Consider the following 13,228-nt stretch of genomic DNA (forward strand, 5'->3'; position numbering starts at 1 on the left):
AGACCGGAATTTTCGGCCACCGTGCTCGATAGCCTCCGGCAACCGCTGGAAACCGGTGATGTCTTGATTGCCCGAGCCAATTTTCATGTGCGCTATCCGGCACGTTTTCAGCTCGTCGCAGCGATGAACCCTTGCCGTTGCGGTTACGGCAAAGCGAGCGGCCGGGCCTGTGGGCGCGGGCCGAATTGCGAGCAGGTTTACCAATCGCGGATTTCGGGGCCGATGCTCGACCGGATGGATATTTCGATTGAGCTACCGGCCGTGACCCCGGCGGATCTGGCCGCGCCAGCCAATGGCGAAAGCACCGCCGCGGTTGCTGCGCGCGTCGCCAAGGCCCGCGCCGCGCAATCGGAACGCGGTGATCCTGCCGCAACCGGGCCGGTCTCATCAAATGCTGCCATGAGCGACGCTGACCTCACCCGCTATGCAACGCCCGATCCAGAAGGCAGTGCCCTACTGGCCCGTGCGGCGGAAGCCTTGGGTCTTTCGGCCCGGGCCTATACCCGGATTTTGCGGGTCGCCCGCACCCTCGCTGATCTTGACGGTAGTGATGGGGTCAGGCGTCGCCATGTAGCCGAGGCGGTCAGTTTTCGGCGGCGGAGCGATATGGGGATGTCGTCAAAAATGCCTATGGGTGCGCAAATTGCCTCATAAATCCGCAATTTAGGGGAAAACCCGGACGAAATTAACCAAAGCTATCAACCATTTTTCAAGGCCCTGCCCCCATTATGGGCCATCAAAAATTGTGGGGGTTCGTCCATCAATGCCGCAATCGGGCAATACATCATCCAAATCACAAGAACTGATTATCGTCTGTGATTCAAACGGGCTTATCCGGTTCGTTTCTCAAAGCTTTGCACATTTGTTCGGTGCCGCCGTAGAAAACTGGCTCGGTCGGCCATTTGCCCCCGGCGGCGATACGGCAAAAATCGGTGCCCCGGCCCGCTATAAAACCGAAGCGCAGATCGGCGGTCGCGACCTCATTGTTTCCTGGACAGAAACCCTGCTTGAGGGCGGCGAGCGCCTTTATGTCGGTGAACCCGATACGCAAACGGGCGATGACGAAATCACCGACGCCGCCACTCAGATCGAAGCACGCGGCAGCGAAGACAGCGCCGATTCCGTTGACCCGAAACTCCAGATGCTCGCAACCATGAGCCACGAAATGAGAACGCCTTTAAACGGTATTCTCGGCATGACGTCGCTATTGCTCGATACAAATCTTGAGCCCAATCAACGGGCCTATGCAGAATCTGTCCGCGAATCTGGCGTATCGCTCCTTGCCCTGATTAATGATCTTCTTGATTTCTCTAAAATCGAAGCCGGGCGGCTGGAAATTGATCACGCGCCCTTTAGCCCGCTTAATCTGGTTCAATCCGTAGCTGAACTATTATCCACAAAAGCCGCTGACAAAGGCGTCGAACTGACGGCCTATGTTGATAGCGCTGTGCCGCAACAGCTTTTTGGCGACGAGGCACGTTTGCGGCAGGTCTTGATCAACCTTGTGGGCAATGGCGTTAAATTTACCGATCGCGGCGGCGTCAGCATCGAAGCCCGGTTGGTCAATGCAGAAAACGGCACAGCGCATGTCGTCTTTTCGGTGCGCGATACGGGTATCGGCATTGATGAAGACAAACAGGCGACGATCTTTGATGAGTTCTCGCAAGCGGGCAATGATTCCGCGAGCCGCCGTGAAGGAACGGGCCTCGGCCTTGCCATTGCGCGCAAAATTGTCATGGCCATGAATGGCGACATTACTTTTGCCTCGACACCGGGCGAAGGCAGCACCTTCGCCTTTACGGTTGATTTGAATTACGAAGGTGAAGCGCCATTACGGCCCGCGCCGTTTGATGCGCCAATCGTAATTGCGTCGCGATCAGAGGTTCTTTCGCGGTGTCTTGAGCTGCAGTTAAGCGCCATCGGTGCCCATAATGTTCACAAAATGACAACCCCGGATGACGCCGCCGAAACCCTGCGCAAACATCCGGATGCGATTTTGCTATGTGATATTTTCATCGCGGGCGAAAGCAACGAATCCCTCGCGAAAATGGCCGCCCGGTCTTATGTTCTTTTATCGCCGCTTGCGCGCAACCGCATTGGTGAAATGCGCGAAGCCGGTTTTGGCGGCTATTTTATCAAACCAATTCGCCAATCATCCTTACATCAACAATTATTCGAAGATGACGTCAAAGCCCCAGCGCCGGTAAAACCCGAGCCACAAAACACAAATGACATCACCTATCGGGTATTGCTGGCGGAAGATAACCAGATCAACGCGGTTCTTGCGACCACCATTATCAAGCGCGCTGGCCATACGGTCGATGTCGCGCCCAATGGCGAAGAAGCCGTCAAAATGATCCGCGCGCAAGATTATGATATCGTCTTGATGGATATGCATATGCCCGAAGTTGACGGGCTCGAAGCGACGCGCCGGATCCGCAATCTTGAAAGCGATATGCGGCGTGTGCCGATCATCGCGCTGACGGCCAATGCGATGGCGGCGGATCGCCAGAAATGTATCGCTTCGGGGATGGATGATTTCCTGTCAAAGCCGTTTGAACCAAAAGACCTGACCATGTTGTTGGCGAAATGGGGTAAAAGCGGCAGCGCCTATAGCGAAGCCTCCTGATCCGAAAAATCACAGGTGCCCTATTCGGGTGCCTTTATTTCACCGAAAAACAAAAGTAGCGTCGCCGCCATGACAGACATTTCGCGCGCCGACGACGGCAAAAAATCACTCCTTGAATCGCTTGCCGCCTATCTTCGGGCGCGCAGCGTTGTCATGTTGTTGCTTGGCTTCTCCGCCGGCTTGCCGTTTTACATGATCTATCAAAACCTCTCGCTCTGGCTCGCAGAGGCGGGGGTCGAGAAAAGTGAAATCGGCTTGTTTGCGTGGACCGGCTTTGCGTTTTCATTCAAATTTGTCTGGGCCCCCTTGGTGGATCGCACACCGATCCCGGTCTTGGAAAAGCTAATCGGCCGGCGCCGGGCATGGATGGCGGTTGCGCAAATCGCGATTGCGCTGACCCTTTTAGCGATGTCAGCGGCAAATCCCTCTGGAAATCTCTGGATCGTCGCGCTGATTGCGGTTGCCATGGCCTTCGCCGCCGCGACCCAGGACATCGCCATTGATGCTTGGCGGATCGAAGCGGCCACCGATGAAGAACAAGGCGTCATGGCGGCGATGTATCAATATGGCTACCGCGTTGCGATTATGGTTGCGGGGGCCGGGGCGCTGTTTGTTGCCGATCAGGTGAATTGGCCCGCGGCCTATCAATTCATGGCGCTGTTGATGGGCATCGGTTTATTGACCGTATTCTTTGCGCCCAAGGTCGAAGTTCGCGCCTATGAACCGCCACCGCGCGCGCCCTTGGCCGAAACCTTTTCGCGATCCGTCATTGGTCCGTTTCGGGATTTCTTTGCCCGGTACGGTGTTCATGCGCTAGTGATTTTATTGTTCATCGCGCTCTTCCGCGTGCCTGATTTCCTTATGGGCTATATGGCCGGGCCGCTTTATATTGATCTTGGTTATGACAAAACCACTATCGGTGCGATACGGTCGGGTGCCGGACTGTTCGCGACGTTGTTTGGTGTCTTTCTTGGCGGCATTTTGGTCGCCCGCTTTGATTTCCGCTGGAGCCTGTTGATCGGTGTTCTGGCGCAATCCCTGACGAACTTGATCTATAGCTGGCTTGCCCTATCGGATGCGACCACGGGCGGCCTCGCCTTTGCGGTCATTGCCGACAATATCGCCTATGGGGCCGCAGGTACGATCTTAATCGCCTATATGTCGAGCCTGACCAACACCGCATTCACCGCCACCCAATACGCACTGTTTAGCTCGTTTTATGCGCTGCCCGGAAAATTTGTCGGTGGGTTTTCCGGTTTCATGGTCGAGGCATTTGGCTTTGCGTGGTTCTTTGCCATCACCGCGATTATCGGCCTGCCCGCTGCGATTCTGGTTTTCTTTCTGAAACAGTCAGAAAAGAAATTCAAAGCAGAACCGGTCGCGCCTTAGCCCGCCGCGAGACAGTCAACGAGGTCAGGTTTTTCGGAACCTGACTCGAGCGCCGTGACATCAACATGTTCGACCGTCGGTATGCCCAACTCGTCCGGATAAAGAATAACGATCACGGTACATTCTTTAAGGGCATAGCGCCGGAATTCGCCCTCGCCTTCCCGGCGTGTCAGGGCCGGGGTGCCCAAAAGCGCATCGATATTCTGGCCATTGGTCCCTAGCAATTGATCGAGCTGATAGACCGGGCCGGTCTCGATTTTTGGCTTGGGTTTAGTGGTGATTTCCGGGGATTTTTCCGTGGCCGTACTACAGCCAGCAATCAAAGACAGACCTGCAAATATTGTTAAAATACCAAACTGTCTCATCCGAGCCCCTTTTACTTTTCCCAAGACCCAATGGCCTTTAGCCCCTTACTGGTCGCGAACGATACGCGCGGTGCGATTTTACGACAACCACATAATTCTGTAATTTCATTTAGCCCGCCATGGGGGACCGCGCCTTGCCCTGATGCGCCGGGATACCTATAAGCCGTGCGTGAAAAAGCTGCCCATAAGGAAAATTGATGTCTCAATCTGATCTCGACGTGATTGGCGTCGGCAATGCAATCGTTGACGTTCTCGCGAAAGCGGATGACGCATTTTTGGCGACCCACGACATTCCCAAGGGCGGCATGTTGTTGATTGACGAAGATCAAGCCCGGGTCATCTATGATGACATGGCCCCTGGCGTCGAAGTTTCTGGCGGGTCCGCCGCAAATTCAATTGCTTGCGTGGCTTCTCTGGGCGGTAATGGCGGTTTTGTCGGTAAGGTTTCTGCCGATGCGCTGGGCGATATTTTTCGCCATGATTTGCGGGCAATGGGCGTTGAGTTTGACACCAAACCGCTCACCGAAGGACCGGGCACGGGTCGTTGCCTGATTAATGTCACGCCGGACGCGCAACGCTCGATGATGACATTTCTTGGTTCAGCCGGATATGTGGCACCGGATGATATCGACCCTGCGCAGATCAATCGCGCAGCAATTACTTTTTTTGAGGGCTATCTTTTCGAGCAACCGGTTGCGCGCGAAGCCTTTTTGCGGGCCTGTGAAATCGCCAAAGAGAACGGCAAGAAAACGGCGCTGACGCTTTCGGATGCAAGCTGCGTTGATCGGCAGATCGAAATATTGCCGGATTTCATTTCGAACAATGTCGATATTTTGTTGGCCAATGACGTTGAAGCCGCCGCATTGTTCGGTACCGACGACATTGACGCAATGGTCGAAAAAGCAAGAGCCCTTTGCCCGCTAACGGCGGTTACGCGCTCTGAAAAAGGCTCGGTCTTGATCCCGCGCGAGGGTGATGTGGTTTATGTCGACGCCTATGCGCCATCTTCGCTGATTGATACGACCGGTGCGGGCGACGCCTATGCGGCGGGACTGCTATTCGGTCTTGCCCGCAATTATTCACTGGATAAAGCTGGTAAACTCGGGTCTATCGCGGCGAGCGAAGTGATTAGCCATTTTGGCGCACGTCCTTCGGAAAGCCTGAAAGACCTCGCTGAGAAAGCTGGTATTTTATAGGGGGAAGTGAATGAAACATTGGCAAATCGGATTAATCGTCCTGACCATCATTGCCGGTGTTTTGTTCTGGAAGCGCGAGCCATTGGTGTTCGCCTGGTATTCCGGCAAAATCGAAAAATCCACGCTGGCAGAGCGGATTGATCTGATCGATGACGCGATTGAGATCCGCCTGCCCGATAATCAAGCTGCGCCCTATCCGGTTGTTTTACAGTTTCATGGCTGCGCCGGTATTCGCCCCGAATTTCAACATCAATGGGCCGACATAGCGAACAACAATGGCTATGCGGCTGTGATCGTCGACAGCAATTCACCGCGCGGCTATTCGCGCGAGGAATCGCTCGAGATTGTATGTGCCGGGAAAGACCTTTTGGGGTTTGAGCGCGCTGGCGATGTTTATGCGGCGCTTGAATACATCAAAAACGACAGCCGTCTTGATACGGATAATATTATCTTGGCCGGTTGGTCGCATGGGGCTTGGACAGTCATGGATTTCTTGACCATGGACCCGGAAAAAGCACCGCCGGGCATAACCGACCGTTCGGTTTCAAGCCCAACAATAGACGGTGCAATTCTGTTTTACCCTTATTGCGGTTTTGGCACGCTGACCCGGTTTCGGCCGCTATCCCAATCGCCGAAAATGCTTGGTTTCATTGCGGAAAAGGACGAGATGGTCGATGCGCAGGCCTGTATCGAGTATTTTCAAAAACAGAAAAAACGCGACCCGGCGCTAGAGTTCATTACCTATAAAGACGCCCATCATGTTTTCGATGATCCGTTTTTGGAGCCCGATTATATTCATTGGTATAATGAAGAATACTTCGCGGATGCCAAAACACGCTATGTGAATTTCCTGAACGACATTGTCAGTGCGCAGTAGCGCGGGAGACAATATCTTCGTAGGCCGCTTCGACTTCGGCGCGGGTTCCTTCAAGCGATTGACCAGTATTAATTACATAATCGGCGCGCTGACGTTTGTCAGAATCCGGTAATTGTAACTTCAAAATCGCATCGAGTTTTTCCGCTGTCATGCCCGGCCGCGCCAACACGCGCTCGCGTTGCACCTCTTCGGGCGCGCTCACAACAACGGTCGCATCGAAAAATTTGTCGGTGCTGTTTTCAAACAAGAGCGGGATATCAAGCACAGCAACCAATGCGCCCGCATGGGCCGCGGCGGTCATAAATCGCTCTCTGTCTTCGCCCACCAAGGGATGCACAATATCTTCAAGCATTTGGAGCGCCGCCGGATTGTTAAGAACCTCCGCCGCTAACCGGCCCCGATCAACCTGGCCATCAACAATGGTCTCGGGAAATTCCTTTTCGATTGCCTTTACCGCAAGACCGTCTTTTTCATAAAGTCTGTGTACGGCATCATCGGCATTCCATGTGGCCGCGCCGAGCCCCGCAAACATCCGCAAGACTGTGGATTTACCCATACCTATTGAACCGGTGAGACCGATTTTGATCATGTTGTTTCTCGTCTTTTAATCTCTTTAAGGAGGATGTTTTTTAAATCCTCATCGACTTTTGCGTTGCCGCGAAACCATTGCTCGAAGCCCGGTACGGCCTGATGCATCAACATCGCCAGGCCATCAATGGTGTGATGATTTTTTGCGGCCCGAAGCAACGGGGTCTCCAGCGGCGAATAGACAATATCAGCAATGACGGATTTTGATTTTAGCGGTGAAAGATCAATTTCCAAAGGCGGTTGTCCGGTCATGCCGAGGCTGGTCGTATTGACCAAAAGGTCCGCACCATCAAGGACTTCGCTCCGTTTATCCCAATCAACGACCGCTAGGCCAAATTCGGCGGCCAGCGCTTCGGCTTTTTCGCGCGTGCGATTGGTGATGGTGATTTTCTGAATGCCTAATTCCTTCAAGGCCAGAATCACCCCGCGCGCGGCACCGCCGGCTCCTAAAATCACGCCATGATCGCCGGGCTGATCGGTATGGTCTTTCACCGCATTGGCAAATCCCACAACATCAGAATTATCCGCATAGATATGATCTTCGCGAAAGGTGAGCATATTTGCGGCACCTGCGCTTTTTGCCGTTCCGCTGGCGTCATCGGCGATGCGCAATGCGTTTTCTTTATGGGGTTTTGTGACATTGATCCCCGCAAAACCAACCTTGCGCAGACCGGCAATGACCGCCCGAAAATCGTCTTCGGTCGGTTCAATTGCAATCGGGATATAATATCCATTTATGTTTGCCCGATGCGCCCAAGTTGAATGAATGACCGGCGACAAAGAATAGGTTACGGGCCAACCGGCAACACCTGCAAGAATAGGAACATTTTTCATTTAATAGGCCAGAATGTTTTCGCGCCGTAAAAGCGCCAATAACGGAAACAAGGATAATCCGAGAACGGCGTAATGATCGCCATCAATATGGTCAAAAAGGCGGCTGCCCAGTTTTTCGATTTGATAGGCACCGACACTATAGAGGATTTCGGGGCCCGCTTCTTCGAGATATTGGTCAATCTCTGCTTCGCTCAATGACCGCATATGAAGGGTCGGGCGATCGAGATTGCGCCAGATGATTTCACCATCGCGGGCAACCGCAATCGCATTTATCAAAGTATGAGCAGCGCCTTGCGTTTCTAAAAGCCGGTCTTTGGCTTCGGCCATGGTTTTTGGCTTATCATAGGCGCGGCCTTCAAATTCCATGATCTGATCGGAGCCAATAACAATACCCGGCGTCGTCGCGGCGACGGCCATACATTTTGCCTCGGCCAATAGCATTGCCGTTTTTTCGAGGTCTATGCCATCGGATTTTGCTTGCTGTTTGATTTCGTCTTCATCCACATCGGGTTTGACCACATCAAACGGGACGTCCGCGCCGGAAAGGATCGCTGCGCGGATCGAGCTACCGGAGGCGAGCGTTACGCGAGATTTTGAATTCATCGGTTTTGTCTTGCAGAAAGTTTGGTGAGAATAGCGGCTGCGGTTTCTTCCACGGATTTCCGCGTGACATCAATCATCGGCCAGCGATGTTTTGCGTATAATCGCTTGGCGGCGAGGACTTCTTTGCGGATTGCATCCAGATCGGAATAATCCTCGACCGAGCCTTCGGCGTTCATACCGCCAAGACGGCTTTTCCGAATTTGCGCAAGCCGCTCAGGGGATGCGACCAAACCGACGACCATGGGTTTGCGCAGGGCAAATAACTCTTTCGGCGGCGGCGAAGTCGGCACCAATGGAATATTGGCGGCCTTGATCCCGCGATTAGCCAGATACATGCAGGTCGGTGTTTTCGAGGTACGGCTGACACCGACGACGACCACATCCGCCGGTTCAAGATCCCAAACCATCTGGCCGTCATCATGGGCCAGCGTATAATCAAGCGCGGCAATCCGTTTGAAATAGGCATCATCAAGCTGATATTGCGCGCCGGTTTTCATGGTCTGCTCAAGCCCAAGATAATCGGTGAACGCATGGCGCAGCGGATCGAGTACCGAAATCGCCGGGGTTTGCAGCTCGCTGCAGCGGATTTCCAACAGCCGCCGCAATTCAGGATTAATCACCGTATAAAGAACAAGCCCGGGCGAGGCTTCGATTTCCGCAAGGGCGCGTTCCATTTGGGCGCGCGAGCGGATAAGCGCGTATATATGTTCCAATGGTTTTGCCGCATTAAACTGTGACGCCGTTGCCTTGAGCATCGCGTTCAAGGTTTCACCGGTCGAATCCGACACCAGGTGAACATGAAAATAGGTCGCGATCGGCTCTTTTCTGCGCACTACTTTTGGCGTCGAGGCCTTGTTTTCTGCGGTTTTCGCCATGAATTAACTACTTCTACCCAGTTCTGCGTTTGCCCTGTGGAATTATAGGGGAAACATGGTCCAATTCGCGAGCACGATTTTAGGCCGTTGTATAACTACCCGAGTCATACCAGCGAGGCGCCCAAGCGGATTTGAAAAGTATGACCGGTCATACTTTGCTCCCCCTTTTTGCTAGGTCCACGGGATGAATCAAGGGCGCCAATTTTTATCCACATTGTTTTTTGAACAAGCTGCGGCGTTAGAGCGGCTTTTCAACATGATTGGGAATACTTATTCCCACCGGTGAAACTCTGTGGGAATTAAGTGTATCTTCAGGGGATTCATCTTTCCGGCGATTTTATCCCCGGGATTCAGCCTGACTCTTAATCTTAATACTTTATTAAGAAAGATTTATAGAAAGTTAAGAAGGAAGATTTTCGCGGTATGGCCGAAAACGGAAACGACGCACCTTCAGGCGACGCTCAGTCAAAATTCATTCGAGTGTTCGAAGGAGATGTGCCCTCTGTTCCACCAATGTGGTTCATGCGGCAGGCAGGTCGCTATTTGCCGGAATATCGCGAACTCAGATCAAAGGCCGGATCGTTTCTCGATCTTTGCTACAATTCTGATCTCGCTGCAGAGGTAACACTTCAACCGGTTCGTCGGTTTGATCTTGATGCAGCTATTCTCTTCGCGGACATCCTGTTGATCCCGCATGCCCTCGGACAGGATTTGCGTTTTGTCGCTGGCGAAGGACCAAGGCTTTCGCCGGTGGTCAGCGCCGGTGATCTCGATGCGTTTCGGCAGTGTGACATCCATCCAACGTTGAGCCCGGTTTATGAAACGGTCGCAAAGACCAAAGCCGAACTCGGCGCGGACAAAGCATTGATCGGTTTTGCCGGCGCACCGTGGACAGTCGCGACCTATATGCTTGCGGGCGGTCCGATGAAGGACCCGGCCAGTTTGCGTCGCCGGTTTTATGAAGAAAACGATTTCATCACTGGCTTGATTGATGTGCTGTGTGAAAAAACGGTCGAGTATCTGATCAAACAGATCGATGCGGGCGCAGATGCGGTGCAGCTGTTTGATACATGGGCCAGTGGCTTGCCGTGGCCGGTATTGGAAGCGGTTTCGGTGAAGCCGCTTGAACATATCGCTAATCAAATAAAGAAGGCACGGCCGGGCGTTCCGGTCATCCTTTTCCCTAAGGGCGTTGGCGAGAAACTTGGTGAATATGCACTGATCCGAAATTGCGATGGCGTCGGCATCGATTATGCGATGGACCCGAGCTGGGCCAGAACCCATCTGCCGGGCCGTGTCGTCGTTCAGGGTGGGCTTGATCCGCTTTTAGTTGTCGCGGGCGGCAAAGAGATGGAACGGGCCGCAGAGACCTATCTGAAGCTGTTTCACGATGTCCCCTATATTTTTAATCTCGGTCATGGCTTCATTCCGGAAACGCCGCCGGAAAATGTTGCGGCGCTGGTGAAATTTGTCAGGAGCTATAATGGCTGAGTTTCTAGGCTCGATTTATCTGTGGATTAAATCGGTGCATTTGATCATGGTCATCGCCTGGATGGCGGGCATGATGTATTTGCCGCGGCTGTTCGTTTACCAGCACCAATCGGAAAAAGGCGGCGAGGCGGAGCGGTATTTCATCCAGATGCAACGGCGTTTGATGAAAGGCATCATCAATCCGTCGATGGTGCTTGTCTGGGTGTTGGGGATTTTGATGCTGGTGGCAAATCCGGCGATTTTGTCCGCGGGCTGGTTCCACGTGAAGCTGACGATTGTCGTGATTATTTCGGCCATTCACGGGTTTTATTCATCGTCGCGCCGGAAATTCGAGGCCGGGGAGCGCCCGCGCACCGAGAAATTCTGGCGAATTATGAACGAAGTCCCGTTTTTAGGCCTGATTGTGATCGTAATTATGGTGATCGTGAAGCCATTTTAGGCGCTTAGGCGAATCATCGATTGACGAAATCCGTTGTTAGATTATATCTAGCGCAACTTTCCTTTTTTGCGCGCTAAAACTCACGCTGCGCGCCTGTTTTTTTCATTGCTGACCATCTATGACCTCGCGGGTGATGCTCGCGCGGGTTTTTCCGATTGAGGATTTCCATGCTGCCTAAAACCATGTCGCTCGAAGAGCTCAAAGAAAAATCACCAGCAGATCTGGTTGCTTTCGCTGAGGAAGTGGAAGTCGAAAACGCCTCGACCATGCGGAAACAGGATTTGCTCTTCTCGATTTTGAAAGAGCTTGCGGATCGCGATGTTGAGATTAATGGCGGCGGCGTGCTTGAGGTTTTGCCCGATGGGTTCGGGTTCTTGCGTTCACCGGATGCAAGCTATCTTGCGGGACCGGATGATATTTATGTTTCGCCAACCCAGATCCGCCGTTTTGCGTTGCGCACCGGCGACACGGTACAAGGCGAGATCCGCAGCCCGAAAGATGGCGAGCGGTATTTTGCGCTTTTAAAAGTCCATACGATCAATTTCGAAGACCCGGAAAAAGCGCGCCACAAAGTTCACTTCGATAATTTGACGCCGCTTTATCCGAATGAGCGCCTGAAAATGGAAGTTGAGGGTGCCTCATCAAAAGATCTGACCGCGCGGGTCATGGATCTGGTGGCACCAATGGGGAAAGGCCAGCGGGGATTGATCACCGCGCCGCCGCGTACCGGTAAAACCGTTATTCTGCAAAACATTGCCCATTCAATCGCGACCAATCACCCGGAAGCCTATCTGATCGTTCTATTGATCGACGAACGCCCGGAAGAGGTGACGGACATGCAACGGTCGGTGAAGGGTGAAGTTGTTTCATCAACCTTTGACGAACCCGCAACTCGTCACGTTGCAGTCGCAGAAATGGTGATCGAAAAAGCGAAGCGCCTGGTTGAGCATGGCCGTGATGTTGTGATTTTGCTCGATTCCATCACGCGCCTTGGCCGTGCCTATAATACGGTTGTGCCTTCATCCGGTAAGGTTTTGACCGGTGGTGTCGATGCCAATGCGCTGCAACGGCCGAAGCGCTTTTTCGGTGCCGCGCGGAATATCGAAGAAGGTGGTTCACTGACGATTATCGCAACGGCGCTGATCGAAACCGGTTCGAAAATGGATGAAGTCATCTTTGAAGAATTCAAAGGGACCGGTAACTCTGAACTTATCCTTGACCGTAAAGTTGCGGACAAACGGACCTATCCAGCAATCGATATTGCGAAATCCGGCACCCGGAAAGAGGATCTCATTACCTCCAAGGCCGATCTTCAGAAGGTCTTTGTGCTTCGCCGTATTCTTTCGCCGATGGGCACATCGGACGCGATTGAATTCCTGATCGAGAAGTTGAAACAGACCAAATCGAACCAGGACTTCTTCGATTCAATGAATACGTAACTGTAATCATTACAGCCGCAGGCTTTTGCGGAACTAAAAGTCAGTCATTCCATTGGTTTTATGCGGGCGCATAAAAATGGAGACGTGACTATGACTGACTTTATCGCACGCGATGAAACAGCTACATTGATTTCTGCCGACAAAGTTGAGGGAACTGCCGTTTTCAATCATGACGGCGAGAAACTCGGCTCGGTCGAAGATGTGATGCTGGATAAACGCCAGGGCAATGTCGCATTCGCGGTCATGTCTTTCGGTGGGTTTCTGGGAATGGGTGAAAAACATCACCCACTGCCTTGGGATACGCTGGATTATGACGAAGACCGCGATGGCTATGTCGTCAATCTTTCAAAAGAAAAACTGGAAGACGCGCCGACCATTGAGCGTAACGAGACCAATCGTCTTTATGATCGAAGCTATGGCGAAAAGGTCTATGGCTATTATGGCGTTCAGCCTTATTGGAACTAGATGGAAAAACCGGCCGGAGGTCTCTCCGGCCGGGCCAA

14 protein-coding genes are annotated in these 13,228 nt (G+C 52.9%); 9 read left to right on the forward strand and 5 right to left on the reverse strand.

What is annotated here, in order from left to right; translation table 11 throughout:
• Positions 1 to 21 precede the first annotated feature (21 nt).
• The 3 genes from ABFZ83_RS11895 to ABFZ83_RS11905 all read left to right on the forward strand — a co-directional run bounded on the left by ABFZ83_RS11895 (position 22) and on the right by ABFZ83_RS11905 (position 4,018).
• A complete protein-coding gene (locus ABFZ83_RS11895) occupies positions 22 to 654 on the forward strand; it encodes an ATP-binding protein (protein ID WP_411816770.1) in 633 nt (210 codons plus the stop codon).
• Between the two features lie 109 nt (positions 655 to 763).
• Positions 764 to 2,629, forward strand: coding sequence for a response regulator (locus ABFZ83_RS11900; protein ID WP_411816771.1), 1,866 nt, complete (start codon positions 764 to 766; stop codon positions 2,627 to 2,629).
• A gap of 69 nt (positions 2,630 to 2,698) precedes the next feature.
• Entirely contained in the window at positions 2,699 to 4,018 is a 1,320-nt protein-coding gene (locus ABFZ83_RS11905; protein ID WP_411816772.1) for an AmpG family muropeptide MFS transporter, read from the forward strand.
• Here the strand turns inward: ABFZ83_RS11905 and ABFZ83_RS11910 are convergent.
• On the reverse strand, positions 4,015 to 4,383 hold the full coding sequence (locus ABFZ83_RS11910; RefSeq protein ID WP_411816773.1) for a hypothetical protein: 369 nt from the start codon (positions 4,381 to 4,383) through the stop codon (positions 4,015 to 4,017). The two genes, ABFZ83_RS11905 and ABFZ83_RS11910, sit on opposite strands and share 4 nt — an antisense overlap.
• A gap of 197 nt (positions 4,384 to 4,580) precedes the next feature.
• Here ABFZ83_RS11910 and ABFZ83_RS11915 point away from each other — a divergent pair, with 197 nt between their 5' ends.
• Positions 4,581 to 5,579, forward strand: coding sequence for an adenosine kinase (locus tag ABFZ83_RS11915; RefSeq protein WP_411816774.1), 999 nt, complete (start codon positions 4,581 to 4,583; stop codon positions 5,577 to 5,579).
• 10 nt (positions 5,580 to 5,589) lie between these two features.
• Complete coding sequence (locus ABFZ83_RS11920) at positions 5,590 to 6,456, forward strand: dienelactone hydrolase family protein (RefSeq protein WP_411816775.1); 867 nt, start codon at positions 5,590 to 5,592, stop codon at positions 6,454 to 6,456.
• On the opposite strand, the gene coaE is transcribed toward ABFZ83_RS11920, so the two are convergent.
• Genes coaE through ABFZ83_RS11940 form a run of 4 tightly spaced genes read right to left on the reverse strand, consistent with a single transcriptional unit; the run spans position 6,443 to position 9,356 of the window.
• Positions 6,443 to 7,045, reverse strand: a complete 603-nt coding sequence (gene coaE, locus ABFZ83_RS11925) for a dephospho-CoA kinase (RefSeq protein WP_411816776.1) — start codon at positions 7,043 to 7,045, stop codon at positions 6,443 to 6,445. The genes ABFZ83_RS11920 and coaE overlap by 14 nt on opposite strands.
• Complete coding sequence (locus ABFZ83_RS11930; protein ID WP_411816777.1) at positions 7,042 to 7,878, reverse strand: shikimate dehydrogenase; 837 nt, start codon at positions 7,876 to 7,878, stop codon at positions 7,042 to 7,044. Before ABFZ83_RS11930 ends, coaE begins: the two co-directional genes overlap by 4 nt.
• Positions 7,879 to 8,481: a Maf family protein gene (locus tag ABFZ83_RS11935; protein ID WP_411816778.1), complete on the reverse strand. Its 603-nt coding sequence runs from the start codon at positions 8,479 to 8,481 to the stop codon at positions 7,879 to 7,881.
• Positions 8,478 to 9,356, reverse strand: coding sequence for a pyruvate, water dikinase regulatory protein (locus tag ABFZ83_RS11940; RefSeq protein WP_411816779.1), 879 nt, complete (start codon positions 9,354 to 9,356; stop codon positions 8,478 to 8,480). The genes ABFZ83_RS11935 and ABFZ83_RS11940 overlap by 4 nt, the downstream gene beginning before the upstream one ends.
• Positions 9,357 to 9,779: 423 nt before the next feature.
• Here ABFZ83_RS11940 and hemE point away from each other — a divergent pair, with 423 nt between their 5' ends.
• The 4 genes from hemE (at position 9,780) to ABFZ83_RS11960 (ending at position 13,190) form a co-directional block, all read left to right on the forward strand.
• On the forward strand, positions 9,780 to 10,847 hold the full coding sequence (gene hemE / locus ABFZ83_RS11945; RefSeq protein ID WP_411816780.1) for a uroporphyrinogen decarboxylase: 1,068 nt from the start codon (positions 9,780 to 9,782) through the stop codon (positions 10,845 to 10,847).
• On the forward strand, positions 10,840 to 11,286 hold the full coding sequence (hemJ, locus tag ABFZ83_RS11950; RefSeq protein WP_411816781.1) for a protoporphyrinogen oxidase HemJ: 447 nt from the start codon (positions 10,840 to 10,842) through the stop codon (positions 11,284 to 11,286). Before hemE ends, hemJ begins: the two co-directional genes overlap by 8 nt.
• Before the next feature lie 182 nt (positions 11,287 to 11,468).
• The gene (gene rho, locus ABFZ83_RS11955; protein WP_411818832.1) at positions 11,469 to 12,725 is read left to right on the forward strand and encodes a transcription termination factor Rho; all 1,257 of its coding nucleotides are present in this window, start codon (positions 11,469 to 11,471) and stop codon (positions 12,723 to 12,725) included.
• A gap of 90 nt (positions 12,726 to 12,815) precedes the next feature.
• Entirely contained in the window at positions 12,816 to 13,190 is a 375-nt protein-coding gene (locus ABFZ83_RS11960; protein ID WP_411816782.1) for a PRC-barrel domain-containing protein, read from the forward strand.
• Positions 13,191 to 13,228 lie beyond the last annotated feature (38 nt).

The sequence above is a fragment of the Hyphococcus formosus genome, assembly GCF_046736345.1.
Lineage (GTDB): Bacteria > Pseudomonadota > Alphaproteobacteria > Caulobacterales > Parvularculaceae > Hyphococcus > Hyphococcus formosus.

Bases quoted from the DNA above. Each gene is read 5' to 3' on its own strand.
- ABFZ83_RS11935 (WP_411816778.1), bottom strand. From the start codon at position 8,481: ATGAATTCAAAATCTCGCGTAACGCTCGCCTCCGGTAGCTCGATCCGC.
- ABFZ83_RS11910 (WP_411816773.1), bottom strand. From the start codon at position 4,383: ATGAGACAGTTTGGTATTTTAACAATATTTGCAGGTCTGTCTTTGATT.
- ABFZ83_RS11930 (WP_411816777.1), bottom strand. From the start codon at position 7,878: ATGAAAAATGTTCCTATTCTTGCAGGTGTTGCCGGTTGGCCCGTAACC.
- ABFZ83_RS11905 (WP_411816772.1), top strand. From the start codon at position 2,699: ATGACAGACATTTCGCGCGCCGACGACGGCAAAAAATCACTCCTTGAA.
- coaE (WP_411816776.1), bottom strand. From the start codon at position 7,045: ATGATCAAAATCGGTCTCACCGGTTCAATAGGTATGGGTAAATCCACA.
- rho (WP_411818832.1), top strand. From the start codon at position 11,469: ATGTCGCTCGAAGAGCTCAAAGAAAAATCACCAGCAGATCTGGTTGCT.
- ABFZ83_RS11915 (WP_411816774.1), top strand. From the start codon at position 4,581: ATGTCTCAATCTGATCTCGACGTGATTGGCGTCGGCAATGCAATCGTT.
- ABFZ83_RS11960 (WP_411816782.1), top strand. From the start codon at position 12,816: ATGACTGACTTTATCGCACGCGATGAAACAGCTACATTGATTTCTGCC.
- ABFZ83_RS11940 (WP_411816779.1), bottom strand. From the start codon at position 9,356: ATGGCGAAAACCGCAGAAAACAAGGCCTCGACGCCAAAAGTAGTGCGC.
- ABFZ83_RS11900 (WP_411816771.1), top strand. From the start codon at position 764: ATGCCGCAATCGGGCAATACATCATCCAAATCACAAGAACTGATTATC.
- ABFZ83_RS11920 (WP_411816775.1), top strand. From the start codon at position 5,590: ATGAAACATTGGCAAATCGGATTAATCGTCCTGACCATCATTGCCGGT.
- hemJ (WP_411816781.1), top strand. From the start codon at position 10,840: ATGGCTGAGTTTCTAGGCTCGATTTATCTGTGGATTAAATCGGTGCAT.
- hemE (WP_411816780.1), top strand. From the start codon at position 9,780: ATGGCCGAAAACGGAAACGACGCACCTTCAGGCGACGCTCAGTCAAAA.